This window comes from Streptomyces aurantiogriseus, assembly GCF_014649375.1.
Taxonomy (GTDB): domain Bacteria; phylum Actinomycetota; class Actinomycetes; order Streptomycetales; family Streptomycetaceae; genus Streptomyces; species Streptomyces aurantiogriseus.
Genome location: NZ_BMSX01000015.1, coordinates 123,181 through 145,885 on the forward strand (window position 1 = coordinate 123,181; position 22,705 = coordinate 145,885).

Here is a 22,705-nt window from a genome sequence, read left to right on the forward strand (position 1 = left end):
TCGGTCACATCCGTGCGTACCAGGCGGCGATGGACTGCTTGTATCCGTCTGGCATGGTCAGGCCGGGCACTTCGTCGGCGGTGAACATGCCGAGCTGCTTGTGCTCGTGACTCACCACGGGGATCTTGTCCGGGGTGAGGACGCTGCAGCCGTAGGTGACGATCACGACTCGCCGGTCCGGCATGGTCACAGGCAGGGGCTGGTAGATCCACACGTCCAGCAGAGGACCGGCCTTGACCGCCCAGCCGGTCTCCTCCTCGATCTCCCTCTCCACTGCCAACTCCGGCGTGCCATCGGAGGGTTCGAGTCGGCCTCCGGGCAGCTCCCATTCCTCGCGCTCGTTCTTCAGCAGCAGTACGCGTCGGCGGCTGTCCACGGCCACGCCCTTGACGGAGACGGGCCAGGTGGGGGGCGTGTACGCCATCGCTCTCCTCGGATTGCACGTACGGCCGGGGGTGGTCGGAACGTAGCACGCGGCCCGTGCCGCCAGTTGGGCGTGGGCGAATTGCCCGAGTCGACAATCTGTCGCTTTACCCCCACCCCAGCAGCGCCGAACAGTGGAAGCACCACATGGCCGCGAAGGAGATCCGTGATGCGCCGAGTCCAACAGCCGTACGCCGACGTCTTCGTGCGCAACCGTGTCGACCTCACCGTACCGGGAGCGGAAGAGAAGATCGCGGGGCGGCTACGGGACACCGGCCTCGTCACCGTCGACGGTCTCGCCTCGCGCACTGCCGTGCTCGCCTTTGCCACCCGGATCATGAATCTGGTGCCGCACCGCGACAGTGACCCGGACGGCCTCACCACCATCCGGGACACCCGACGCGACGCGCATCGGGCGGGCTTTGCTGGCTTCGGCAACGGCCCCCTCGAACCGCACACTGAACGCTCCGGCACACCCAACCCGCCCCGTCTGATGCTCCTTGTGTGCGGGCAAGCTGCCGTGACCGGTGGGGAATGCCTGCTCACCGACGGGCAGTCCGTGCATTCCGACCTTTTCACTCGTGAAAGGGACGCCGGAGTTGCGCTGGCACAACCCCGCACCGCGTTCTTCGGCGCCGGCGACGGCCACGCCACACAGGTGTTCACCGTGCACGACGATCTGAGGGTGTCCGTTCGTCTGCGGTTCGACGGGCTGGCGCGCTGGAACCCGATCGTTCAGCCCTACCTCCCGCAATTGCGGGCCGCAGCCATACGTCATCAGGCGCGTATCCCCCTGGCCCCCGGCCAGGGCTACCTGCTGGACAACGAACGCTGGCTGCATGCACGACGTGCCTTCACCGGCGATCGGCTCTTCTGGCGCGCCCTTGGGCATCCCCGGTTCCCCATGCCGCGGGGGTTCGTACCCGCCCCCACGTCAACGCCTCCGCCCGTGCTGTCGGAGGCGGGATGACGACGGAGCAGACCATGACAGTCACCGGGACCATGGCGCCGGCCGTGGCCGTTACACCGTTCACCTCGGCCACAGAGCAGGCGGTCGTGTGTGGCTTCGAGGTGGTCTTCTTGCCCTCCGACTCTCGCGCCGGGCAGATGCGACGGATCACGACAACCCACCTTCAGATCTGGGACCTCGCAGAGCTCATCGACACCGTCGCGCTTGCCGTTTCGGAGCTGGTCACAAACGCCGTGCGGCACGGTCAGGGCAAACCGGTCGGGCTCCGGGTGACAAACTCCGCCCACGAACTGCGCATCGAAGTCACCGACGGAAGCCAGGAACGAGCCCGGCTGCGCTACTCCGCCCAGAACGACGAGAGCGGCCGTGGTCTGCTACTCGTCGATGCTCTGACGGACCGTTGGGGTGTCAGTCCCGACGGGACGACGACGTGGTGCTCCATCGCAATCCCGCAAGGGAGGTCGTGATGGTTGCCGTAACGGTCGACGTCGCCGCCGCGCTGCTGAGCCGCCGATCCGTCAATGACGAAGGGACGTTGGGCACACTCCTCTTCTCCCTTCGCCGCTCCCTCGCCCAAGAGGCCATCGACGAGCAGATGTGGGAGGACTTGGAAGCCGTACTCGGCGAGTACGCCCTTCCCGCCCCACCCGCCGTCACGGTCATCGCGAAGCGGTTCCGCACGGCGACCACCACGCTCGTGGAGATCGTGCCGTACCTGGTGCGGCCATACCCCGTCGAGGAGATGCGGCACCTGATCTACGTAAGTACCGAGCATCCCCACCCCGAGAACGCCAGGGGCCATGTCAATCGGTTTGCCATGGCCATTCTCGCGGTCCTCGACCTGATGGGAGATGAGGGCGTGTGACGCAAGTACGCACCGCCGCGACACCGATGAGACAGACGACGAGTCGTATGAACACCTCGGTCGATCCAGGCACCCGGGCCGGTAAGAAGCAGTACTACCGGAACGGCATGCACGTGCCCTACGTCACGGCATGGACTGCTGAGTTCGTTCCCCAGCCGAAGATCGTCCGAATCGTCGGGCGCGGCGGCGAGGGTATCGGCTACGAGGACGAGGACCCCGTGACCGACCGGCGTCACGAGGCGCTATGGGTACGCTCCGGCCTCGCGCGGGGGCGCGGCGAGCCGGACTTCCGCCGGATCAACACGCACCGGCAGAAGCGGGCGATGCGGTACAGCCTGTGCCAGGTGTGCGAAGAGCCGGTTCTCGACCCGAATGCCGAGGAGCGGACCCTGCACTTGCTGGGCACCGACACTCCGATCGCTGAAGGGGAAACGACCTCCGCGCCCCCCGTTCACCCGCTCTGCGCGATCGAGTCGATCGAGAACTGTCCGCCCCTTGGCCGGGGGTGGGCAGCAGCGCTCGTTGACTACAGCCCGCTGTGGGGCGTGGCGGGAGTGGTCTACGACCCCGTGACGTTGGATCCATTGCCCAGCCCAGGACGACGGCCAAATGACCTCACGCACGTTCACGTCAGCGACAAGCGCATTCGGTGGACGCTCGCCAACTTCACGGTCGTCAGCCTCCACGGAGTCACGCCTGTATCCCCAGATGAGCTGCACGCCATGGCTGAAGCCGACGAGCGCCGGGCTGGCGCCCCATAGACCCCTGCCCGGTGGCCCGGATGTCCGTCCGGCCTGCGGTCATCGGGCAGGCACCAACCCCCGGTGCAGGGGAGCAAACCCGACTGCTCCCTCACGGCACGAGGCACTGTTCCCCCGCGCCGGGCCACAACGGGCATCCAGTCGTTTCGCAATGCCACGCCCGACCGCTGGACGCCCGCAGAGGCGTGGCGCTCGTCCAACTCCCCCTCCCCTGGCGGACGGGCGCCACGCATCGAACATCCCATTTCATTTCATATACGCCATGGAGAAGTAGCCGATGACCGTTACGGATCCCACGTTGGTCGAATGCCAGACGGACTTATTCCGCGAGATCAGCCGGTTACTGGATCGGCACCCCGCTGGAAGAGCCTTCCGGCTCTTGCACACGCCTCACGACCTGGACCTCGCCCCGGACGAGGTACTCGTGCAGTCGGTCGACACGGAGCGGCGTGTGGTGGAGCTGCGGCCGCAGAGGCTGTCCGAGCTGGACAAGACGGACGTGCTCCACGCGACGCAGGTCCTCGACCCCGGCGACCACGCCCTCAACGCATACGCGATGGAGGCGCGCTCAAGCGATTGCTGCGTGAAGGACGGCCATCACTGGTACGTCATGGCCAACCAGCAGCAGGCCGAGTCATGAAGACAGTGGACTCGCCCTTCGCGACGGCTACCACCATTCTCGCCCCGCTGTGGGCGACGGCTGTGCACGGGATCTTGCTCGCGCCCGACCGTCTCATATGCGAGAGGAGCGTGTTCACTGCGGAGTGGCTCGCTGATCGGCCACTGCCGCTGGCGGACGCGAGACAACCGGGCCAGACGGTGGCTTTAGCCGACGGCGACGGCTTCATCCGCGCTGACCGCGCGGACGACGTCACCCAGGGCCACCAGGACCGGCCGAGGACCCGGGTGTACGAGAGCCTGCACGTGCGGAGCGACAGCTGGGTCCGCCTGGCGACGCTCTACCTGGCCGGCTTACTGCGACGCGAAGTGGTCTGCACGGCCTACGAATCGCTCGCGGGTGATCGCAACCTGGGCCCGCATGATGACGCCTGGACGGGCCTGATCGTGCATTTCTCGGGCGCGAAGCGGTGGCTGGTCTGGCCGACCGCCCAGGACGCTCCGCAGGAGATCGTAATGCGGGCAGGGGACGTGATGGTTCTGCCGCACGGCATGAAGCACGACGTAAGCACCCCTAATCCCCCAGGGCACTCATTGCACCTGGTCTTCGCCGTAACGAACCGGCCCATTGATCCGCGCCCCGAGGCAATCAGCCCCAGCGCCGCATGAATGCCTGCCCCCGCCCCCGTGCGCAACCACAGCCGGGGGCGGGCCCCCTGCCCGGTGGCCCGGAAGACGTCCGTCCCAGGCCATCGCGCAGGTACGCCACCCTCCTCGATTGGAGCTCCCATGCTCACCACCCCCGAGTTCACCAGTGTGGAAGGCGCCTACCTGGCCCTTCTCCGGCTGGCCACCGAGGACGCCGAACACCACATCGCGGCCCGCGGTAACGAGGCCAGCGAGATCCTCGGCGTGGGATTCCGCCTCACCGATCCCCGCCAGCGCCTCCCGTACCTGGCCGAGCGCAAGGTGAACCCCGTGTTCCAGTTCGCCGAAGCGCTCTGGTACCTCGCCGGACGCCGCGACCTGGAGATGATCGGCTACTACGCCCCGTCCATGCGCGCCAGCAGCGCCGACGGCATCCACCTCGGCGGATCCGCGTATGGCCACACCCTGTTCAGTCCGGCCGACGGCGCCACGCAGTCGCCCTTCGACCAGGTGATAGAGCTGTTGCTGAACGAGACCGACAGCAAACGCGGCTACCTGCCGGTGTTCGCGGCGAACGAACTCAGCGACCGCGACAACCCCGATGTCGCATGCCTCGCCGGCCTCCACCTGCTCCTGCGGGACGGGCAACTGCACATGGTGTGCAACATGCGCGCGAACGATCTCGACTGTGGCCTGCTGTCCGACGTGTTCTCCTTCACGATGATCCAGGAGTACGCCGCCGTCCAACTCGGCCTCCGTCCGGGGACGTACACGCACTTCATCGGGTCCGCCCACGTCAACGACCGCAACGCTGAACGCGTCAAGCGCGTCCTGGACGAGGCCGACTCCCGCCCCACCGTGCCCTCCTTCGCATTCCCGAAGATGCCGGAGAGCACCACCGTGGCGACCATCGCCGAAGTCCTGGACCACGAAGAGGCACTGCGCAGGAACGAGGTCCAGTACAGCGCCGACCACATCCGGAACCTGGGCCTGGAACCGTACTGGCAGCAGCCGGTGGTCCTGTTCGAGCTCTACCGGCAGATCGCGCACGACCAGACCGCGACCATCGACCCCGACCTCCTCGCCGCACTCGACCCGGGCCTGCGCTGGCTCATGGCCCGCAAGTGGCCGGTCTGCGCCATCACCCCCGACGGGAGCGTGCGATGAGCACGAACGGGAAACCCATGAGCGGCGCCGTGGTGGAAGGCGTCGACTTCGAACGCTGGGCGGTCGTCCTGTGCAAGCCGGACGCCGTAGCGCGCGGCCTGGTCAACCGAATCCTGGGGATGATCTCCGACGCCGGTATCACCGTCTCCGACCGTATGGACGTGGTGGCGCAGCCGTGGCAGCCGCACGTCGTCTACCGGGACATGCTCGCCGACACCGGCCGCCGGAACCTATGCGACCTGCCCGCCTACATCGACGCCGCGTACGCGAACCAGACGGTCACCGTCGCCCTGGCGCACGGCGGACTCGGCATCCACGCCAAGCTGCGGCAGCTCATCGGCCACACCGACCCGACCCGGGCGGTGGCCGGCACCATCCGCGGCGACCTCGGCGACGACAGCCTCGCCGTGGCGAACACGGAGAAACGCCTCATCCGCAACCTTGTCCACACGTCGGACGATCCGCCCAGCGCCCGCCGCGAATACGGCACCTGGTGGGGACCCGGCCGCAGGCTGCTGGAGTCCGACTTCGACACCTGCTCCGTGATCCTGTGCAAGCCGGACGCGGTGGAGCGCGGCCTGGTCGACGCCGTACTGGAGCGGATCGCCGCCGCCGGCGTGTCGGTTCGCCTCCGAGCCGACGTCACCGTGCAGCCGTGGCAGGCCCACGTCCACTACTGGGATCTCCTCGTCGACGCCGACTACTTCCCCGACCGCGATATCCCTGCGTGCCTGGATGACGCGTACGCGGGCAAGAAGGTCACGGTCGCGCTCGCGTATGGCGAACCGGGCATCCACGCCCGGCTGCGCCAGCTCATCGGGCACTTCGACCCGACCCGGGCCACCGCCGGCACGATCCGCAGGGACTACGGCAACGACAGCCTCGAAGCCGCCCTCGCGGAGAAGCGCCTCGTGCACAACCTCGTCCACACCTCGGACGACCCGGATGCGACCCGCCGTGACTTCGGGACCTGGTTCGGCGCCGGCCGCCGTCTGCTGCTCACTTCCCCGACCGGCGTGCCGCTTCAGCCCACGCACGCCGACCGCTAACCATCCCCATCCCCTGGAGGCTCCTGTGACTGCGCCCACCATGGCCCGTCGCCAGCTCCCGCTCCTGCCCCCGGCTCAGATCAGCGGGCTCAAGCCCGGACTCGCCGACGTGATCGAATACCGCAAGTCGGGTCTGTCGGTAAACCACATCGTCGGCTGTCCGCTGGAGTGCGGATACTGCGTCCGCCATCTGTTCGACAACTTCAGCATGAAGACCCCGCGACGACTGATGAGCGACGAGGCCGCGGTCGCCCAGCTCGTCAATCACCCGTACTTCCGGCCTCACAGGACGCCGATTCAGCTCCTGAACCGGGCCACCGACCCGATGCTTCCGCAGGTCAAGCCGCACGTCTTCGCGGTGCTTCGGCTGCTCGATCAGCAGGGCCTGACCAACCACGTCCTGATCATCACCCGGTGGCGGGTGAGCGCCGAGGACTGCGCTGTCCTCAACTCCTTCGAGAACCTGCGGCTGACCATTCTCGTCACCCACTCCGCCATAGACAACCCCGCCATCGAGCCGGTGAACTCCACGATCGCCGCCGACAGTCTGCGCATGCTGTACGAGCATGCCGATCGGTACAAGACAGTGCTGTACTGGCGGCCGATCGTGCCAGGGCTCAACGACTCCGCCGAGCACATCGAGCGGGCCCGCGAACTCTCCCTGCGCGCACACGCCACGGTGTTCACAGGCCTGTTCTTCCGGGAGGAGATCGCCGCCTACTACGAAGAGCATGGTCTGCCGATGCCGTATGAAGGCACGGCGCGGCGGAAGATCATGCCGGAGGACGCGGAGCAACGCATCCTGGACGCCTTCGACTCGGCGAAGTTCCCCGGAGGGGCGCCATGGGGAACCTTGTTCCGCAAGACGAGCTGCGGGGTCGCCTACGCCCACGGGGAGGCCGACTACAACGGCCACTACGGGGTGCGGGAGTTGTGCGAGATCTGCCCGCCGGAACAGATCGCCCTGTGTGCGAAGGCGTGGGTCAAGCCCGATCTGGAGGAGGTCACCCGCGAGGCGCGCGCCCTTGGTGCAGTTGGCGATGTTGAGGTCAACGACCGTGCCATCGTCGTGGAGGGACTGGACGAGCCACCCCGCTACTACCTCCAGCACGGGTTCGGCTACCAGTGCCACGACCGCGCCAAACCCCACCTGTACCGCCAGCACGGCCGGGCCCCCATCGGCTGGGAGGCGGAGAACGGACCCGACACTCCATGAACGACTTCGCCTCCTGGCCCGCGCTGCTCGTCGTCGACGTCGAGGGCAACGGGACCAACCCGCCTGACCTCGTCGAGATCGCCGCACTGCCCGTACGCGCCGGACAGCCGGACACCACCAAGGCCGGGGCGTGGCTGATCCGCCCCGAGCGGCCGGTGACGGCGCGCGCGGCCGGCATCCACGGCCTGACCAACGCCGTCCTCGCCGACAAACCGGCCTGGGCAGAACTCGCCGACCAGGTGCACGACTTCCTCGGCCAGGACTGGATCTGCGCTCACAACGCGCACGTCGACTACCGGGAGCTGCTCCGGCACCTTCCCAAGTGGGAGCCGGCCGGGGTCATCGACACCCTTCGCCTCGCCAGGGCGACCTACAAGGACTTGCCCTCGTACGCCCTCGACGCCCTGATCGAGCACGTGGCGCCGGACCTGTCGCAGGCCCCGCGCGTGGGCCGACACCGCGCGACGTACGACGCCTATGCCACGGCGCAGCTCCTGCTCGCCATGGCTGACCACTACGAGACCTGGGACCAGTTGGTTGCCGCGGCTGTGCCGCCCGGCCTGCCCGGCGCCCCCGAGCCAGAACAGGAACCCACCCTGTGGTGACCACCGTCCAGCCCATCCGTATCGGGGTGCTCGGCACCCACTCCACTGGCAAGACCATGCTCCTGAGGCGCATCGAGATGGAACTGCGCGCTCAAGGGATCACCGTGCAACGCACCGGCCGTCTCGGCAAGCGCGCCGCAGCGGCCGGCCTGCCCAAGATGCAGCACCACATCGCCCAGTCCACCGAGTGGATCATCACGCAGGGCATCGCCGACGAGATCGGCGCGGCTGCCCAGGGTGCCGAAGTTGTCCTCCTGGACCGGGCCGCCCACGACGCCATCGCCTACTTCCACGCCGCGCTGGAATACCGCGGCGACACCGCTCCCCGGCTGGAACGCGAGCGCCTTCTCACACTCGCCGCCACCCAACTGCCCAAGTACCACCTGCTGTTGGCGACGGTCCTCGACGAGAGTGTGCCGGTCGAAACCGGTCACGACTACGACCCCCGCTACCGACGCCTCGTCGACCACCACGTGCACCAGCTCCTGGACCGCGACGACATCCCCCACCTGCGGGTGACCAGCGACCCCGACAACCAGGCCCACATCGTCGAAGAAGCCGTGCAGAGCTGCCTGAAGGAGGCCGTCGTATGACCTCCACGCCACCTGGAGGCACCATCACCATCGCCGGGAAGACGGTGTCCCGGCTCGGGTTCGGCACCATGAGCCTGACAGGCCCTGGCACCTGGGGCGACCCCCCGGACCGCGACACAGCGCGCAGCATGCTCGTCCAGGCCGTGAACACGTACGGCATCAGCCACATCGACACCGCCGACGCCTACGGACCCCACACCGCCGAGCACCTGATCTGTGACGCGCTCTACCCGTACGCCGATCACCTGCTGATCGCCACGAAGGTCGGCATGGTCCGCCCCGGGCCGGACCAGTGGAAGCCGCTCGGCAATCCCTTCTACCTGCGGGCCTGCGTGGAAGCAAGCCTGCGGCGTCTGAAGGTCGAGTGCTTGGAGCTGTGCTACCTGCACCGCATCGACCCCGAGGTGGGTCTCGACGACCAGATCGCCGTCATGCAGGCCCTACAGGACGAAGGAAAGATCGGACACATCGGCCTGTCGAAAATCACTCCCAACGACGTCCGCCGGGTCGGCAAAGAGCTGACCATCGCCGCGGTGCAGAACGTCTTCAACACCACCGACCGCTTCGACGATGTCGTAGAGCTGTGTGCCGAGCTCGGCATTCCGTACGTGGCCTACCGCCCGCTCGACGCCGGCCGCCTCGCCGGCGCCAACGGGCCAGCCAAACCGCTGCAGTGGCTCCTCGGCCACGGCAGCCACATCGCCCCCATCCCCAGCACCAGTCAGCCGAGCCACCTCGCCGAGATCGTGGCAGCAGCCCAAGGTGACTTGCCTTGATGCCTGCGACTGCTGCGATACCCGCGCAACGCAGTCTCACCTATGAGGACTGGCGGCCGCCGATAGTAGGCGTCGCGCTCTTGGTGCCAGTCGGTGCCGACTCCCTCGCCGTCGCCGACCTGCGCGGGATGCTCATGCTGCCCGTTGGTGACGTCCGCATCGGGCACCCCCTGGAAGAGGCAGCTCAGCAGGTACTCGCCTCCCGCGAAGGCCTTCCGCTCCTCCGCCGGGTCGCTGTGGACCGGGTACAGACACGCCGCCGGAAGGTCATCACACACGTGCTGGCCTCCGCACCGATGACACGTGCGGCCGTCGATGGCCTGGCCTACCGCGACCCCCGCGCCGACGTGCGTGTCATGTCCACTCTGCAGTTCATCGACGAGGTATGGCCCAAAGCCCGGCTGAGGATTCTCGTCGGCCTGCAAGCCCTCGCCACGGGCGAGACGGTCTGTATCGAAAACGGTGTGGTGCGGGCGGGAATCCCTGTGGAGCTCATGCCGTAGATCCCTGGGCGCGGCCAACAAGGTACGAATCAGTCGGCCGCGCCCGGAAGTTCAGCTAGCAGATTGGCTCGTGGTCAACCCCGTGCCGGTCAGAGGCTCCGAACTCCTAGGAGGAGGCGCCTGTCCGTCGCCACAGGCCGATCACCCATCGGAAACCTCATGCGTCACAGGCGTTTCAGACACCGGCGATTCGGCCAATCCGCGCCGCCCGACGATCGCCCCAACACAGCGCCCACGCGTTCGACCCCTTGCGTTTCAAGGACCCCAGCGCGTCCGGAATCGAGCGCGTTCGATTCCGGCGCAGCGTCGTTATGCCGTGCACCGCCGAGCCATCCAGGTGCGGCACCAACCCCCAAGGAGGGACGCAGGTGACTGTGAACGACGCCTCGACCGAAAACGGGGAGACGCCGCCCCCTCCACCCCCGGCCACCATCACCTTCGAGGGGAGGCACGGCAAGAACCCGCTGGCCGATGCCAGTTTCGGGGCAATGTGCCGGCGCCTTCCCTCCGTGCTTGCGCACACCGCGCGGATGGCGTGGGCCGTCGACAGGACCGGCGTCGTGCTCCTCCTCGTCTGCCAGTTGCTCACCGGCGCCGCGGCAGCCGTCGTCCTCGCGTTCACCGCTCAGGCGATGACACACATCCTCGGAACCGGCATGGTGTCCGAACGCCTGCACGCCGCGCTTCCGGCCCTGATCGTGGTGACGGTGGCCGCGGGCATCGGCCGCATCAGCAGCGCTCTGTCCTCGTACGCCGACGGGCGGATCACCCCACTGCTGATGACCGAAGCGGACATCGCCCTCGTCGCCGCCGTGTGCCGCGTGGAGTCGTCCGCGTACGGCGAGGACGGGTTCGCCGACCGGCAGGAGGCCGCCGAAGTCGGCGTCACCCGGACCCGGATGATGGTGCAGGACGCCCAGCGGTTCATGTCCGCCCTGACCCGCATGATCGCAGCGAGTGGGGTGATCACGGCGCTGCACCCGCTGACGCTGCCTCTGCTCCTGCTGGCCGTGCTCCCGACCGGCGCCGGAGCCGTACTGTCCGCGCGGGTCGACTACGAGACCCACTACCTCAACGTCGGCGACCGCAACGTGCGCTCCATGATGCGCTGGTGGGCCACCTACTCCCGCTACGGCGACGAGGTCCGCGCCAACGGCATGACCGGCTACCTCGTCTACTGGTACCGCGCCCTGTCCGACCGCATCGACCAGCGCACCTTGACCGCCGCCCCGCGGATGCTACGCATCGTCCTGGCGACCAGTGCCCTGGGCGGGGTGTTCCTGCTGGGCACCTGGGCCACCCTCGCCTGGCTGGCAACCACCGGCCGGGTTGCCTTGCCCGTCGCGGCCACCGCCGTGGTCGCCGTCCAGACCACACTGGCCGCGCTCTCCCAGTTCGTCATCCACGGCGCCGCGATGTTCCACACCTCCCTCTATCTGGCCGACATGCGCTCGTTCCTCGACATGGCCGGTGAACGCGCCCCCAAGCGCGGGGAATTGACCATCCCGGAACGCGTGGATGAGATCCGCCTCGACGAGGTCGTGTACCAGTACCCCGGCAAGGAGGAACCGGCCGTAGCGGGGGTATCGCTGACGCTGCGCCGCGGCGAGATCCTGGCCATCGTCGGCGAGAACGGCTCGGGCAAGTCGACGCTGGCCAAGCTCATCACCGGCATCCTGCTCGCCGACAAAGGCCGCGTCCTGTGGGACAGCGTCGACCTCGCCCAGGCCGATCCTGATGCCGTGTGGAAGCGCACGGCGCTCGTCCCACAGGGCTTCGCGTGCTGGCCGCTACGCGCCCGCGAGAACATCACCCTCGGCCAGCCGAAGACATTCGACGACGGGTCGGTGTGGGACGTCGTCGACGCCGTCGGAATGCGTGAAGCGATCGAGAAGCTGCCCCAGCAGCTCGACACCCTCCTGGCCAAGGAGCTGTGGGGCGGCGCCGAACTGTCCGGAGGGCAGTGGCAGCGACTCGTGTGTGGCCGCGCGTTGTACCGGCAGACGCCTCTACTGATCTTGGATGAGCCGGCCTCGCAGATGGACGCCCGCGGTGAGCACGCCATCTTCCTGGAGATCAAGCGGATCGCCGCCGAGCGCATGACGATCGTTGTCACCCATCAGCTCGAGAACACCCGGCTCGCCGACCGCATCCTTGTCATGGACAAAGGCCGAGTCATTGAACAGGGCAGGTACGAGGACCTGGTAAACGCCGGAGGCTTGTTCGCAGAGCTCGTCGTCCTGGCCCAGGACCGGTGACGCCCCCCGCATTCGTAATCAGGAGCCGATCCCGCTGCAGACGTGGGTCTGCGGCGAGATCAGTCAGCCGACTCCGGCGGGGACGACCGCAGTCTCAGGCACACGAAACAGGGCCTCGGGAAGGCGCGAGTACAGCTCGAAGACACCGGCCAGGCCGGCGCAACGCAGGATCCGCAGGAAGGACGTGCTGTCGTTGACCAGCCGCAGTCGACCGTGCTGTGCGAGAACTCGGTTACGCGCCCGGCACAGGAGGCTCAGGCCGGCGCAGTCGATGAAGGAGACGGGACGCAGGTCGAGCACCAGATCGCGGGGCGGACCAGCAGTCAGTATGTCGAGGCGTGCCGAGATCTGCGGTGCCGTGAGGATGTCGATCTCGCCGCGCAGCTCCACGATGGTCGTGCCGCCGACGACACGTTCCGTGTGATGAGGCGCGGACCTGTTGTGGTTTCCGGACATGGCCAGAGCAAAGCGGTGGCGGTGGGGCGTGCGGAAGGGCCGTTCGGTCCCTGTGGGCCTGGTCCGGTAGGGGCAAATGGGGATCACGCGGGGTCTGGCCGGCCTGGACAGCCCCATCCGTCCCAGTGGTGGGGTGGATCGGCCCAAGGGGAGCCCTACAACCAGCACAGGCGTACAGCAGGCCCTGGGCCAGAGCCAGGCGCGACCTGTGGGTGCGCATTGATCCCGTCGGCATCACCGGGCGTCGCATCACGGTGTGACGGGGCCGTTCTCCAGCGCTGCGGGACCGATGGCCCATCACCCTCGGCTCCCGCTCGGCGGAGGCTGGATCCATCCAGCAGTAGCGGTACCAGCGAAAGGGGGACCGGCTGATGTACCCCAACGACGGTTTCCGCGAACTCGGACGGCAGGAGTGCCTGCGCCTGCTGGCGAAGGTGCCCGTCGGCCGCGTCGTCCACACGCGTAAGGCCCTGCCCGCAGTCCTGCCGGTCAACTTCTGCCTGGACGGCGACGGCGCGGTGCTCCTGTGCACGTCGGCGGCCTCGGAACTGGCACGTGCGATCGACGGCGCGGTGGTCGCCTTCGAGGCGGACGAGGTCGATGCGGTCCAGCACGCCGGCTGGAGCGTCGTCGTCATCGGCTCGGCAGCGGTGGTGACCGACCCCTCCGAGTACGGGCGGCTGATCCGGACGGGCCCACACTCGTGGGTGCCCTCGCCGGACGAGATCTTTGTCCGCATCAAGCCAGAGCTGGTTACGGGGCGTGAGCTCATCGGCGGACGCAGCACGTACGGAGTGGGCCTACTCCCCTGAGCCGCATCACCAGAACTGCCGTCGCCCTTCCTCTCCCGCTCTCTTCGCCGTGTCGGGCCCGGGACTGCACGTGCCCATAAGGGTCCGTACGGCGCGCCGAGGGTTCCCCCGGCCTCTGCCCCGAGCGTCGGCGGACGACGAGGATCGTCACCGGGGCCGATCGGGCTGCGCACGGGGGCCGGTGGGCCCTCCTGCGAGAGATGTCGATCCCGAAAGAGTGGGATCGCGCCCCGGAAGGAGATCAGCTCATGTCCCGTACCGTCACCGTCGGCCTGGACGGCTCGCCCGAGAGCCTCGCCGCGGCCGACTGGGCTGCCCGCGAAGCTCTGCTTCTCGACGCGGCCTTGCGCATCGTGCACGCGGGGGAAGCGCCGCCCCACTCCTACCGGCCGTTCGCCGGTGAGGCCGTACCGCCGCCGGGCGCGGACCGATCCACGCACATGCTGCGAGAAGCGGAGGCTTCCCTCGCCTACCGTCACCCCGGCCTTCCGGTCATCGCCGACCGGGTCGCCGGGCAGGCCGCGGCAGGCCTGGTGGCCGCCGCGGAGGACGCCCAACTGCTGGTGCTCGGGTCGCGGGGCCTCGGCAGGACGGCCGGATTCCTGCTCGGCTCCGTGGCGTTGGCCGTGGTGGCCCGGGCCCAGCGGCCGGTCGTCCTGGTGCGCGCCGGTGCCGGTTCAGCCGACGAGCACATGCCGGGTGTCTTCGGCACCGCATCCCGGGACACGCCGTACCGTGACGTCGTGCTCGGCCTGGACCTCGCCGACCCGCACGACGCCGTCATCGAGTTCGCGTTCGCTGCCGCCTCCCGCCGCGCCGCAGGGCTCCGGGTCGTCCACGGCTGGAATCCTCCGGGGCTTTCCGCCGTCTTCGCCGACATCCCGGATGCGCAGCGGGAGAACGAACTGGCCCAGCACGCACGGCAGAAGCTGGCCGACACGCTCAGCGTGTGGCGGGACAAGTATCCCGGTGTCGAGGTGACCGAGGAGGCTGTGATCGGCCAAGCCGGTCCGCATCTGGCGGACGCTGCTCGTAACGCCTCGCTGGTCGTCGTCGGCCGCAAGAACCGCACCGCCTCACTGGGCCCGCACATCGGCCCGGTGGCCCACGCGGTGCTCCACCACGCCTCCGCACCAGTCGTGGTGGTACCGCACGACTGATACGTCGAGTGCAGCGGCGCGGAGGCGCTGGGAGCTCGGCCATCGAAGGCATCCGCCCGTCAAGGAGCGTCGTCACCCAAGAGGGGCGTGTCGCCTGAGGGTACGGCCTTGTGCCCCCTTGGGTCCTGCCGCGAGTCCTGCTCGCACGGCAACGTCGGTGGCGGCCGTCGCGCCCACGCCTCCCGGCCATGACCTCGCGGCAGGACCCAAGAGACCCTGCCGCAAGGGCCGTTCGGCCTCTGCAGACCCTCCTGACATACGGGTGAGGCTGGTGCGACCCGATCGGGACGAAGGCACGTGGGAGGTGCCATGGATGCTTCCACCACTCCTACCACCGCCGCCTCCGCACTGCGTGCTGCGCACGAACGGTTCGTGACCGGCTCCGGGACGCTGCCGGGGGTGCGGAGCCTGGTGGCCGACTCGTGGCGGCGCTGCGCGGCGTGCGGCGTACGTCCTGACGGCAGCCGTCTGCCGCCCCTGCGCAGGACATCCGGAGAGCTGGCCGCGTACCGGCGCAACCATCCGCTGGCCGCAGTGCTTCCTCTGTTCCGGGAGCTGCTGGGGGCCGGTGCCGCGGACGACGGTCACGTCTTCGCGGTCGGCGACGCCGACGGGACCCTGCTCTGGGTCGAGGGCGACCCCGTGGCCGTGCGCCGGGCCGAGCGGATGAACTTCGTCGAGGGGGCCGTGTGGTCCGAGGCGCAGGCCGGGACGAACGCCCCGGGCCTGGTGCTGGAGTTGGGGCAGCCCGTCCAGATCGTGGCCGGCGAGCACTACAGCTCCGCCGTGCACGACTGGTCGTGCGCCGCGGCACCCGTCCGTGACCCCGCTTCCGGCCGAGCGCTGGGTGTGGTCGACCTCTCCGGCGGCGGCACCATCGCCACGCCGCCCGCCCTGGCCGCAGTGCGCGGGGCCGCGCTGGCGGCAGAGGCGGAGTTGGTCCGCACACGGTTCGCTCCGAGGGCTCTGCTCGGCCCCGACGGACGGGTGTTGTCCGTGTCTGCCGCCGGAGGCGACTGCGGCTGCGGCATACGACTTGCGGCGCTGGGCCGAGACGGTGCCCTCCTGGAAGTCGCCGGAGAGGTCCACCGGCTGAGCCCGCGGCACAGCGAGATCGTGGTGGCGCTCGCGCTGGAGGGCCGTGGCGTGCCCGGGGACCGGCTCGCGGTGGACCTGTCGGAGCGGGAGGTGCCCGCCTCGACGCTGCGCGCCGAGATGACCCGGCTGCGCGCGGTTCTCGGGCCCGATCTGCTCGGATCACGACCGTACGGGCTGATGTTGCCAGTGCGCACCGACTTCGGGGAGGTGGCTGCGCTGCTCACCGAAGGCCGGGTGGCCGAGGCGCTGGAACTCTACTCCGGTCCGCTGCTGCCGCGTTCCGAGGCGCCTGTTGTCGTGGAGCACCGGCGAGCGCTGGAGCAGCAGATGCGCGGTGCCGTTCTCGGTTGCGGTGACGTTCGGCTGCTGCGCCGCTGGGTGAACACGGCCTGGGGAGCCGACGACGTCATGGCGTGGCAGGCCCTCGCCCGAGGGCTGCCGGCCGGTTCCCCGCAGCGGGCCGCCGCAGCGGCCCGCGCCCGCGCACTCGACGTCGCCGTTGCTGTCCCGTCGCAGGTCCGGCGGCATGCAGCGGTATTGCAGCCTTCCCATTCCTAGCGTGCAGAACATCACCACAACCCTCGCGAAAGGTGACGATCATGAAGTACGAGCCTCCGGGCAGGACGGGCAGCCCCGTCGACGTCGCGCCCCGGTACGAGAACTTCATCGGCGGCAAGTGGGAGGCACCCACGACGGGTGAGTACTCCACCAACCTGTGCCCCGCCACCGCCAAGCCGATCTGCGAGGTCCCGAAGTCGGGACCGGAAGACATCGAACTCGCCCTGGATGCCGCGCACTCCGCGAAGGACAAGTGGGGCGAGGCGTCCACCACGCAGCGGGCCGCGGTGCTGAGCGCGGTCGCCGACGCCATCGACGCGCACCGCGAGGAACTCGCCGTCGCCGAAAGCTGGGACAACGGCAAGCCGGTCCGCGAAACCCTCGCCGCCGACATCCCGCTCGCCGCCGACCACTTCCGCTACTTCGCGGCCGCGATCCGCGCCGAGGAGAGCTCGATCACCGAGATCGACAAGGAGACCATCGCCTACCACTTCCGCGAGCCGCTGGGCGTGGTCGGACAGATCATCCCGTTCAACTTCCCCTTGCTGATGGCCGCGTGGAAGCTCGCCCCGGCACTCGCCGCTGGCAACGCGACGGTCATCAAGCCGGCATCGCCGACCCCGTGGTCGATCCTGAAGCTGATGGAGGTCATCGGCGACCACCTGCCGCCGGGCGTCCTCAACGTCGTCAACGGACCCGGCGCCGAGATCGGCAAGGCGCTCGCCACCAACAAGCGCATCGCCAAGGTCGCCTTCACCGGCGAGACCACCACCGGCCGGCTGATCATGCAGTACGCGGCCCAGAACATCATCCCGGTCACCCTGGAGCTGGGCGGCAAGTCGCCGAACATCTTCTTCAACGACGTGGCCGCCGAGGACGACGACTTCCTGAACAAGGCCGTCGAAGGACTCGTGCTGTACGCGTTCAACAAGGGCGAGGTCTGCACCTGCCCCTCTCGCGCACTCATCCAGGAGGACATCTACGAGGAGTTCATGGCCCGCTGCCTGGAGCGGGTCCGCGCCATCAAGCAGGGCGACCCGCTCGACCCCGCCACCATGATCGGCCCCCAGGTCTCCCGGCAGCAGGTCGAGAAGATCGCCTCGTACGTGGAGATCGGTCTGAAGGAGGGCGCGGAACTGCTCGCGGGCGGCCACCGTCCCGCGATCGGCGGGGAGTTCGCGGACGGCTACTTCTACGAGCCGACCGTCCTCAAGGGCCACAACAAGATGCGGGTCTTCCAGGAGGAGATCTTCGGACCCGTCCTCGCGGTCACCACCTTCAAGGACGAGGCCGAGGCGCTCGAGATCGCCAACGACACGCTGTACGGCCTCGGAGCCGGCGTGTGGAGCCGCGACACCAACCGCACCTTCCGGATGGGCCGCGCCATCAAGGCCGGCCGGGTCTGGACGAACTGCTACCACCAGTACCCCGCGGGTGCCGCGTTCGGTGGCTACAAGGTCTCCGGCATCGGCCGCGAGACACACAAGATGATGCTCGACCACTACAGCCAGACCAAGAACCTCCTGGTCAGCTACGGCACCAAGCCGCTCGGGCTGTTCTAGCCGTACCAGCCATCCGGCGATTCCAGCGGATCCGAAAGGGTGTACCGACATGCCCGCGACGCTTCAGAACGGCAACGCCGGGCGCGTCACCGCCACCCGGGCGGCGCACCGGGCCATCAGGGCCCTGCGCGTCGCCCACGGCCGGCCGGTGATGTTCGTCCAGTCCGGCGGCTGCTGCGACGGCAGCGACCCGATGTGCTTCCCGGGCGGCGAATTCGCCCTCGGTGAGGGCGACATGCTGCTCGGCGTCCTGGACGGCGGCACCTTCCACATCGACGCCGACCTGTACGAGGCGCTCGGCCGCCCCCGCCTCGTCCTGGACGTCGAAGAGGGAACACCGGGCGGCTTCTCCCTCGCAGCAGGGGACGGGCTGCGTTTCGTCACACGGATCGAGGACCCGGCAGAGAGCCGGGTTCCGGCATACACCCCAGTCGAGGAGCAGATCATGAAGGCAGCAGTCGTCACCGACCTCGGGAAGCCCCTGGAGATCCAGGACCTTCCCGTCCCCGAGCCCGGCCCCGGCCAGGTGCTCGTCCGCATGGAGGCCTCCGGCCTCTGCCACACCGACATCCACGCGGCCCACGGCGACTGGCCGGTCAAGCCGCAGCCGCCGTTCATCCCCGGTCACGAGGGCGTCGGCCCCGTGCAGGCTGTCGGCGAGGGCGTCTCCGCCGAGCTGGTCGGCAAGAGGGTCGCCATTCCGTGGCTCGGTTCGTCCTGCGGCACCTGCCGCTACTGCGTCTCCGGCTGGGAAACCCTCTGCGAGAGCCAGGTCAACTCCGGCTACTCCGTGGACGGTTGTTACGCCGAGTACGCCGTCGCCGACGCAGGCGCGGTGGTCCCGGTGCCCGAGGGCGTGTCGTCGTTCGACGCGGCGCCGCTGACCTGCGCCGGCGTCACCACGTACAAGGCGATCAAGGTCGCGCGCGTGGTGCCGGCCGAGCGGGTCGCCGTCTTCGGCGTCGGCGGCCTCGGCCACCTGGCCGTCCAGTACGCACGCCTCGTGGGCGGCTTCGTCACCGCCGTCGACCTCGAACCCGACAAGCTGGGCCTGGCTCACCGGCTCGGCGCCGACCAGATCGTCAACGCCCGTACGCACGACCCGGTCGAGGAGATCAAGAAGGCCGGAGGAGCGGACGTGGCCGTCGTGCTGGCCGCCTCGCCCAAGGCGTTCGAGCAGGCCTACCGGTCCCTCAACCGGGGCGGACGTCTGGTGATGGTCGGGCTGCCCGCCGACAACGCGGCGATCAACGTGCCCATCTTCGAAACCGTACTCAGCGGGATCTCCGTCATCGGCTCCATCGTTGGCACCCGCCAGGACCTGTCGGAGGTGTTCGCCCTGCACGCCGCCGGACGCACCCAGGTCATCGCCGAACCGCGGCGCCTGGATGAGGTCAACGAGTCCTTCGACGAAGTCCTCGGCGGACGGGCCGAAGCGCGGCTCGTCTTCGAGTTCTGAGAGTGCTGCGGCCCGGCACCACCGGGTCACAGGGAGAGGCAGCAGATCATGGCAACCCTCATCATCGGTGCCGTACGGGAGCGAGCGCCCGGCGAACGCCGTGTCGCCCTCGTCCCCGAGGCCGTAACCCTCCTGCGCCGGGCGGGACTTGACGTCCTGATCGAGACCGGTGCCGGATCCGGTGCCTGGTTCACCGACGCCGAGTACACCGACGTCGGCGCGACCGTCGTACCGCCGGACGAGCTGTACGCGCGAGCGGACGCTGTCCTGTGCGTCGGCCCGCCCGACGCGGAGACCGCCGAGGCGCTGCGCACCGGACAGACTCTCATCGGTCTGCTCGAACCGCTCCGGCACCCCGGTCTCGTCAAGGAACTAACCGAACGTGGTATCCGCACGGTGAGCCTCGACCTGCTGCCGCGCACCCTCAGCCGCGCCCAGTCCATGGACGCGCTGACGTCCCAGGCCAGTGTCGCCGGCTACAAGGCGGCACTGGTGGCGGCCGACTCGTACGACCGCTTCTTTCCCATGCTGACCACCGCGGCGGGCACCATGCGCCCGGCGCAGGTCCTGGTCCTTGGTGCCGGAGTGGCAGGGCTGCAGGCGATCGCCACCGCCCGCCGCCTCGGCGCCGTCGTCTCGGCGTACGACGTACGCCCCGCATCCCGAGGGGAGGTGGAGTCGCTCGGCGCCCGGTTCCTCGACATCCAGAGCCCGCCGAACGGGGAACCGGGCACCGGACAGGGCGGCTACGCACGGGAGTTGACCGAACAGGAACAGCGGGCCCAGCGGGAGGCGCTCGACGCGCACATCGCCCGCTCCGAGATCGTCATCACCACGGCCCAAGTACCGGGACGCAAGCCGCCGTTGCTGGTGACTGCGGCCGTGGTCGAGCGGATGAAGCCCGGCTCGGTCGTCGTCGACCTGGCCGCGAGCGAACTCGGCGGCAACGTCGAGGGCACCGAGCCCGACAAGACCACCGTCCTGGACAACGGAGTCACCCTCATCGGCGCCGGACGCCTGCCGTCCGCGATGGCGACCGCCGCGTCCACGGCGTACGCCCGCAACCTCGTCGCCCTGCTGCGCCACCTCGTGCGCGACGGCGAACTGGTCCTCGACCCGGCCGACGAGATCACGGCCGCACTCCTGGGAGGAGCGTCATCATGAACAACCTCGATCTCCTCACCGCGATCACCGTGTTCGTGCTGAGCGTCCTGGTCGGCATCGAGGTCATCAGCAAGGTCCCGGCGACCCTGCACACCCCGCTGATGTCCGGCTCCAACTCGGTGCACGGCATCGTCGTCATCGGCGCGATGCTGATCGCGGCCGAGTCGCACACCTGGCTCGGCTACACCCTGGCCTTCGTGGCCATGGTGTTCGGGGCCATGAACGTCGTCGGTGGATACGTCGTCACGGACCGGATGCTGGAGATGTTCAAGTCCAGGCCGGCCACCGAGAAGCCAGCCGCTGACACACTCGAGAAGGCGGAGGTGTGACCGCCATGGACACCGTCTCCAACGCCGTCCACTACATCTTCCTGGCCGCGGCCGCCTGCTTCGTGATGGGCCTGCACCTGATGAACCACCCGCGCACGGCACGCCGCGGCAACACCCTCTCCGCGGGAGCCATGGCCCTCGCGATCGCCGCCACCGTGTGGCTGATCATGGACGAGAACGTGATCAGCAGCACCGGCTGGCTCGTCCTGATCTCGGGAGGCGTCCTGGGCGCGGCGCTCGGCCTGTGGGCCGCGAGGGAAGTCCAGATGACGGCCATGCCGCAGCTGGTAAGTCTCTTCAACGCCGTGGGCGGCGGCGCTGCCGCGCTCATCGCGGTGGGCGACCTCCTCCAGACCGACCACCCGGCCGCCCTGGGCGCACGCGTCTCCCTGCCGGGCGCGCTGGACATCGTCATCGGCGCCGTCACCTTCTCCGGATCACTGATCGCGGCGGGCAAGCTGCAGGGCATCGTCTCCGGCGCTCCGGTGGTCTTCCCGGGGGCCCGGCTGCTCAACGTCCTGCTGCCGGCCTCCTTCGTCGCCGGCACGGCATGGCTGGTGCTGGCGCCCGACAGCCAGATCGCGCTGTACGGACTCGTCGTCGTGGCCCTGCTCTTCGGCGTGACGATGGTGCTGCCCATCGGCGGCGCCGACATGCCCGTGGTCATCTCCCTACTGAACGCCTTCACGGGGTCCGCTGTCGCGATGGCGGGCTTCGTGCTCGACGAGACCGCGCTCATCATCGCCGGAATGCTCGTCAGCGCCTCGGGCGGCATCCTCACCAAGCTGATGGCCGACGCCATGAACCGCTCCATCGCCAACATCATCGTCGGCGGCTTCGGCACCGGCGACAGCGCTCCGGCGACGGCCGACACAGGCGGAGCACCCGCCCAGGTGCGGTCGGTCTCCGCGGACGACGTGGCGATCCAGCTGGCGTACGCGAGCAAGGTCATCTTCGTCCCGGGGTACGGTCTGGCCGCCGCCCAGGCACAGCACGAACTCGGCGACCTGGCCAAGACGCTGACGGACCACGGCGTCGACGTCAGCTATGCCGTCCACCCCGTCGCAGGGCGCATGCCGGGACACATGAATGTCCTCCTGGCGGAGGCCAACGTGCCCTACACACAGTTGAAGGAGATGGACGACGTCAACCCCGAGTTCCCGCAGGCAGACGTCGCTCTCGTCATCGGCGCGAACGACGTCACCAACCCGATCGCCCGCCGCCCCGGCAACGCGATCTCCGGCATGCCGATCCTCGACGTCGACAAGGCCAAGAGCATCGTCGTCATCAAGCGCTCGATGGGCCACGGCTACGCGGGCATCGACAACGAGCTCTACACAGACCCGAAGACCGGCATGTTCTTCACCGACGCCAAGAAGGGACTGTCCGAACTGAAGGCAGCTGTCGGGGAGTTCGTCCGCTGACCGCCGCCACGGCAGCGCTCCGGCGGTAACGGCGGATCCCACTGATCGTCGCGAAACGTCGTCAGGCTATGTCATGCGGCGAGCCGTCTGTGCAGGCGCTCGGCCGGGTCTCCCGGCCGAGCGCCTTGCGTGGACGGCCGTTGAGTCCGGCGGCGACGGCAGCCACGCGCCGGGGCCGTGGGCCGGAAGGTCGGCGCCCAAGGGAGTGCTTTCGCAGCGGGCCGTTGGTGT

Annotated in this window: 24 protein-coding genes and 1 pseudogene; 23 read left to right on the plus strand and 2 right to left on the minus strand. The window is 68.9% G+C overall.

Annotation, left to right across the window (positions count from 1 at the left end):
* Nucleotides 1–4: 4 nt before the first annotated feature.
* A complete protein-coding gene (locus IE263_RS29040; RefSeq protein WP_189940782.1) occupies nucleotides 5–424 on the minus strand; it encodes an NUDIX hydrolase in 420 nt (139 codons plus the stop codon).
* A 204-nt stretch (nucleotides 425–628) separates the two neighbouring features.
* Here IE263_RS29040 and IE263_RS29045 point away from each other — a divergent pair, with 204 nt between their 5' ends.
* From IE263_RS29045 to IE263_RS29110, 14 genes are all read left to right on the plus strand, one after another.
* A complete protein-coding gene (locus tag IE263_RS29045) occupies nucleotides 629–1,393 on the plus strand; it encodes a TauD/TfdA family dioxygenase (RefSeq protein WP_189940783.1) in 765 nt (254 codons plus the stop codon).
* Complete coding sequence (locus IE263_RS29050) at nucleotides 1,390–1,860, plus strand: ATP-binding protein (RefSeq protein WP_229911218.1); 471 nt, start codon at nucleotides 1,390–1,392, stop codon at nucleotides 1,858–1,860. The genes IE263_RS29045 and IE263_RS29050 overlap by 4 nt, the downstream gene beginning before the upstream one ends.
* Complete coding sequence (locus IE263_RS29055) at nucleotides 1,860–2,258, plus strand: DUF6415 family natural product biosynthesis protein (RefSeq protein ID WP_189940784.1); 399 nt, start codon at nucleotides 1,860–1,862, stop codon at nucleotides 2,256–2,258. The genes IE263_RS29050 and IE263_RS29055 overlap by 1 nt, the downstream gene beginning before the upstream one ends.
* Nucleotides 2,259–2,305: 47 nt before the next feature.
* Nucleotides 2,306–3,019 (plus strand): hypothetical protein, encoded by a 714-nt coding sequence (locus IE263_RS29060; RefSeq protein WP_189940785.1) that lies wholly within the window; start codon nucleotides 2,306–2,308, stop codon nucleotides 3,017–3,019.
* Nucleotides 3,020–3,398: 379 nt separating this feature from the next.
* Nucleotides 3,399–3,659, plus strand: a complete 261-nt coding sequence (locus IE263_RS29065) for a hypothetical protein (RefSeq protein ID WP_189940786.1) — start codon at nucleotides 3,399–3,401, stop codon at nucleotides 3,657–3,659.
* Nucleotides 3,656–4,306, plus strand: coding sequence for a cupin domain-containing protein (locus IE263_RS29070; protein ID WP_189940787.1), 651 nt, complete (start codon nucleotides 3,656–3,658; stop codon nucleotides 4,304–4,306). Before IE263_RS29065 ends, IE263_RS29070 begins: the two co-directional genes overlap by 4 nt.
* A gap of 120 nt (nucleotides 4,307–4,426) precedes the next feature.
* Nucleotides 4,427–5,452 (plus strand): thymidylate synthase, encoded by a 1,026-nt coding sequence (locus IE263_RS29075; protein WP_189940788.1) that lies wholly within the window; start codon nucleotides 4,427–4,429, stop codon nucleotides 5,450–5,452.
* Nucleotides 5,449–6,501 (plus strand): nucleoside-diphosphate kinase, encoded by a 1,053-nt coding sequence (locus IE263_RS29080; RefSeq protein ID WP_229911219.1) that lies wholly within the window; start codon nucleotides 5,449–5,451, stop codon nucleotides 6,499–6,501. The genes IE263_RS29075 and IE263_RS29080 overlap by 4 nt, the downstream gene beginning before the upstream one ends.
* Nucleotides 6,502–6,526: 25 nt before the next feature.
* Nucleotides 6,527–7,717, plus strand: coding sequence for a radical SAM protein (locus tag IE263_RS29085; protein WP_189940789.1), 1,191 nt, complete (start codon nucleotides 6,527–6,529; stop codon nucleotides 7,715–7,717).
* Complete coding sequence (locus IE263_RS29090) at nucleotides 7,714–8,322, plus strand: 3'-5' exonuclease (RefSeq protein WP_189940790.1); 609 nt, start codon at nucleotides 7,714–7,716, stop codon at nucleotides 8,320–8,322. Before IE263_RS29085 ends, IE263_RS29090 begins: the two co-directional genes overlap by 4 nt.
* On the plus strand, nucleotides 8,319–8,915 hold the full coding sequence (locus tag IE263_RS29095) for an AAA family ATPase (RefSeq protein ID WP_229911220.1): 597 nt from the start codon (nucleotides 8,319–8,321) through the stop codon (nucleotides 8,913–8,915). The genes IE263_RS29090 and IE263_RS29095 overlap by 4 nt, the downstream gene beginning before the upstream one ends.
* Entirely contained in the window at nucleotides 8,912–9,691 is a 780-nt protein-coding gene (locus IE263_RS29100; RefSeq protein ID WP_189940791.1) for an aldo/keto reductase, read from the plus strand. The genes IE263_RS29095 and IE263_RS29100 overlap by 4 nt, the downstream gene beginning before the upstream one ends.
* On the plus strand, nucleotides 9,688–10,194 hold the full coding sequence (locus tag IE263_RS29105) for a hypothetical protein (RefSeq protein WP_189940792.1): 507 nt from the start codon (nucleotides 9,688–9,690) through the stop codon (nucleotides 10,192–10,194). The genes IE263_RS29100 and IE263_RS29105 overlap by 4 nt, the downstream gene beginning before the upstream one ends.
* A 374-nt stretch (nucleotides 10,195–10,568) precedes the next feature.
* Entirely contained in the window at nucleotides 10,569–12,452 is a 1,884-nt protein-coding gene (locus IE263_RS29110) for an ATP-binding cassette domain-containing protein (RefSeq protein ID WP_189940925.1), read from the plus strand.
* A gap of 63 nt (nucleotides 12,453–12,515) precedes the next feature.
* Here IE263_RS29110 and IE263_RS29115 read toward each other — a convergent pair whose 3' ends face one another.
* Nucleotides 12,516–12,908, minus strand: a complete 393-nt coding sequence (locus tag IE263_RS29115) for an STAS domain-containing protein (RefSeq protein WP_189940793.1) — start codon at nucleotides 12,906–12,908, stop codon at nucleotides 12,516–12,518.
* Between the two features lie 371 nt (nucleotides 12,909–13,279).
* On the opposite strand from IE263_RS29115, the gene IE263_RS29120 reads away from it, so the two are divergent.
* The 9 genes and pseudogenes from IE263_RS29120 (at nucleotide 13,280) to IE263_RS29155 (ending at nucleotide 22,474) form a co-directional block, all read left to right on the plus strand.
* A complete protein-coding gene (locus IE263_RS29120) occupies nucleotides 13,280–13,720 on the plus strand; it encodes a pyridoxamine 5'-phosphate oxidase family protein (RefSeq protein WP_189940794.1) in 441 nt (146 codons plus the stop codon).
* Between the two features lie 248 nt (nucleotides 13,721–13,968).
* Nucleotides 13,969–14,880, plus strand: a complete 912-nt coding sequence (locus IE263_RS29125) for a universal stress protein (RefSeq protein ID WP_189940795.1) — start codon at nucleotides 13,969–13,971, stop codon at nucleotides 14,878–14,880.
* A 309-nt stretch (nucleotides 14,881–15,189) separates the two neighbouring features.
* A complete protein-coding gene (locus IE263_RS29130) occupies nucleotides 15,190–16,536 on the plus strand; it encodes a sigma-54-dependent transcriptional regulator family protein (RefSeq protein WP_229911221.1) in 1,347 nt (448 codons plus the stop codon).
* 41 nt (nucleotides 16,537–16,577) lie between these two features.
* Nucleotides 16,578–18,098, plus strand: coding sequence for an aldehyde dehydrogenase family protein (locus IE263_RS29135; RefSeq protein WP_189940796.1), 1,521 nt, complete (start codon nucleotides 16,578–16,580; stop codon nucleotides 18,096–18,098).
* Between the two features lie 49 nt (nucleotides 18,099–18,147).
* Nucleotides 18,148–18,477 (plus strand): annotated as a pseudogene (locus tag IE263_RS49570) (DUF779 domain-containing protein); the annotation flags it as partial.
* 66 nt (nucleotides 18,478–18,543) lie between these two features.
* On the plus strand, nucleotides 18,544–19,557 hold the full coding sequence (locus IE263_RS29140) for a zinc-dependent alcohol dehydrogenase (protein ID WP_229911234.1): 1,014 nt from the start codon (nucleotides 18,544–18,546) through the stop codon (nucleotides 19,555–19,557).
* 48 nt (nucleotides 19,558–19,605) lie between these two features.
* A complete protein-coding gene (locus IE263_RS29145) occupies nucleotides 19,606–20,721 on the plus strand; it encodes an NAD(P) transhydrogenase subunit alpha (protein ID WP_189940798.1) in 1,116 nt (371 codons plus the stop codon).
* On the plus strand, nucleotides 20,718–21,050 hold the full coding sequence (locus IE263_RS29150) for an NAD(P) transhydrogenase subunit alpha part 2 (RefSeq protein ID WP_189940799.1): 333 nt from the start codon (nucleotides 20,718–20,720) through the stop codon (nucleotides 21,048–21,050). The genes IE263_RS29145 and IE263_RS29150 overlap by 4 nt, the downstream gene beginning before the upstream one ends.
* 5 nt (nucleotides 21,051–21,055) lie before the next feature.
* Nucleotides 21,056–22,474, plus strand: coding sequence for an NAD(P)(+) transhydrogenase (Re/Si-specific) subunit beta (locus IE263_RS29155; RefSeq protein ID WP_189940800.1), 1,419 nt, complete (start codon nucleotides 21,056–21,058; stop codon nucleotides 22,472–22,474).
* The last annotated feature ends 231 nt before the right edge of the window (nucleotides 22,475–22,705 follow it).

What these genes read in the sequence shown, in the direction of transcription:
- IE263_RS29040 (WP_189940782.1), bottom strand. Translation starts at nt 424, where the DNA reads ATGGCGTACACGCCCCCCACCTGGCCCGTCTCCGTCAAGGGCGTGGCC.
- IE263_RS29050 (WP_229911218.1), top strand. Translation starts at nt 1,390, where the DNA reads ATGACGACGGAGCAGACCATGACAGTCACCGGGACCATGGCGCCGGCC.
- IE263_RS29055 (WP_189940784.1), top strand. Translation starts at nt 1,860, where the DNA reads ATGGTTGCCGTAACGGTCGACGTCGCCGCCGCGCTGCTGAGCCGCCGA.
- IE263_RS29060 (WP_189940785.1), top strand. Translation starts at nt 2,306, where the DNA reads ATGAACACCTCGGTCGATCCAGGCACCCGGGCCGGTAAGAAGCAGTAC.
- IE263_RS29070 (WP_189940787.1), top strand. Translation starts at nt 3,656, where the DNA reads ATGAAGACAGTGGACTCGCCCTTCGCGACGGCTACCACCATTCTCGCC.
- IE263_RS29075 (WP_189940788.1), top strand. Translation starts at nt 4,427, where the DNA reads ATGCTCACCACCCCCGAGTTCACCAGTGTGGAAGGCGCCTACCTGGCC.
- IE263_RS29080 (WP_229911219.1), top strand. Translation starts at nt 5,449, where the DNA reads ATGAGCACGAACGGGAAACCCATGAGCGGCGCCGTGGTGGAAGGCGTC.
- IE263_RS29090 (WP_189940790.1), top strand. Translation starts at nt 7,714, where the DNA reads ATGAACGACTTCGCCTCCTGGCCCGCGCTGCTCGTCGTCGACGTCGAG.
- IE263_RS29100 (WP_189940791.1), top strand. Translation starts at nt 8,912, where the DNA reads ATGACCTCCACGCCACCTGGAGGCACCATCACCATCGCCGGGAAGACG.
- IE263_RS29115 (WP_189940793.1), bottom strand. Translation starts at nt 12,908, where the DNA reads ATGTCCGGAAACCACAACAGGTCCGCGCCTCATCACACGGAACGTGTC.
- IE263_RS29120 (WP_189940794.1), top strand. Translation starts at nt 13,280, where the DNA reads ATGTACCCCAACGACGGTTTCCGCGAACTCGGACGGCAGGAGTGCCTG.
- IE263_RS29125 (WP_189940795.1), top strand. Translation starts at nt 13,969, where the DNA reads ATGTCCCGTACCGTCACCGTCGGCCTGGACGGCTCGCCCGAGAGCCTC.
- IE263_RS29130 (WP_229911221.1), top strand. Translation starts at nt 15,190, where the DNA reads ATGGATGCTTCCACCACTCCTACCACCGCCGCCTCCGCACTGCGTGCT.
- IE263_RS29135 (WP_189940796.1), top strand. Translation starts at nt 16,578, where the DNA reads ATGAAGTACGAGCCTCCGGGCAGGACGGGCAGCCCCGTCGACGTCGCG.
- IE263_RS29140 (WP_229911234.1), top strand. Translation starts at nt 18,544, where the DNA reads ATGAAGGCAGCAGTCGTCACCGACCTCGGGAAGCCCCTGGAGATCCAG.
- IE263_RS29145 (WP_189940798.1), top strand. Translation starts at nt 19,606, where the DNA reads ATGGCAACCCTCATCATCGGTGCCGTACGGGAGCGAGCGCCCGGCGAA.
- IE263_RS29150 (WP_189940799.1), top strand. Translation starts at nt 20,718, where the DNA reads ATGAACAACCTCGATCTCCTCACCGCGATCACCGTGTTCGTGCTGAGC.
- IE263_RS29155 (WP_189940800.1), top strand. Translation starts at nt 21,056, where the DNA reads ATGGACACCGTCTCCAACGCCGTCCACTACATCTTCCTGGCCGCGGCC.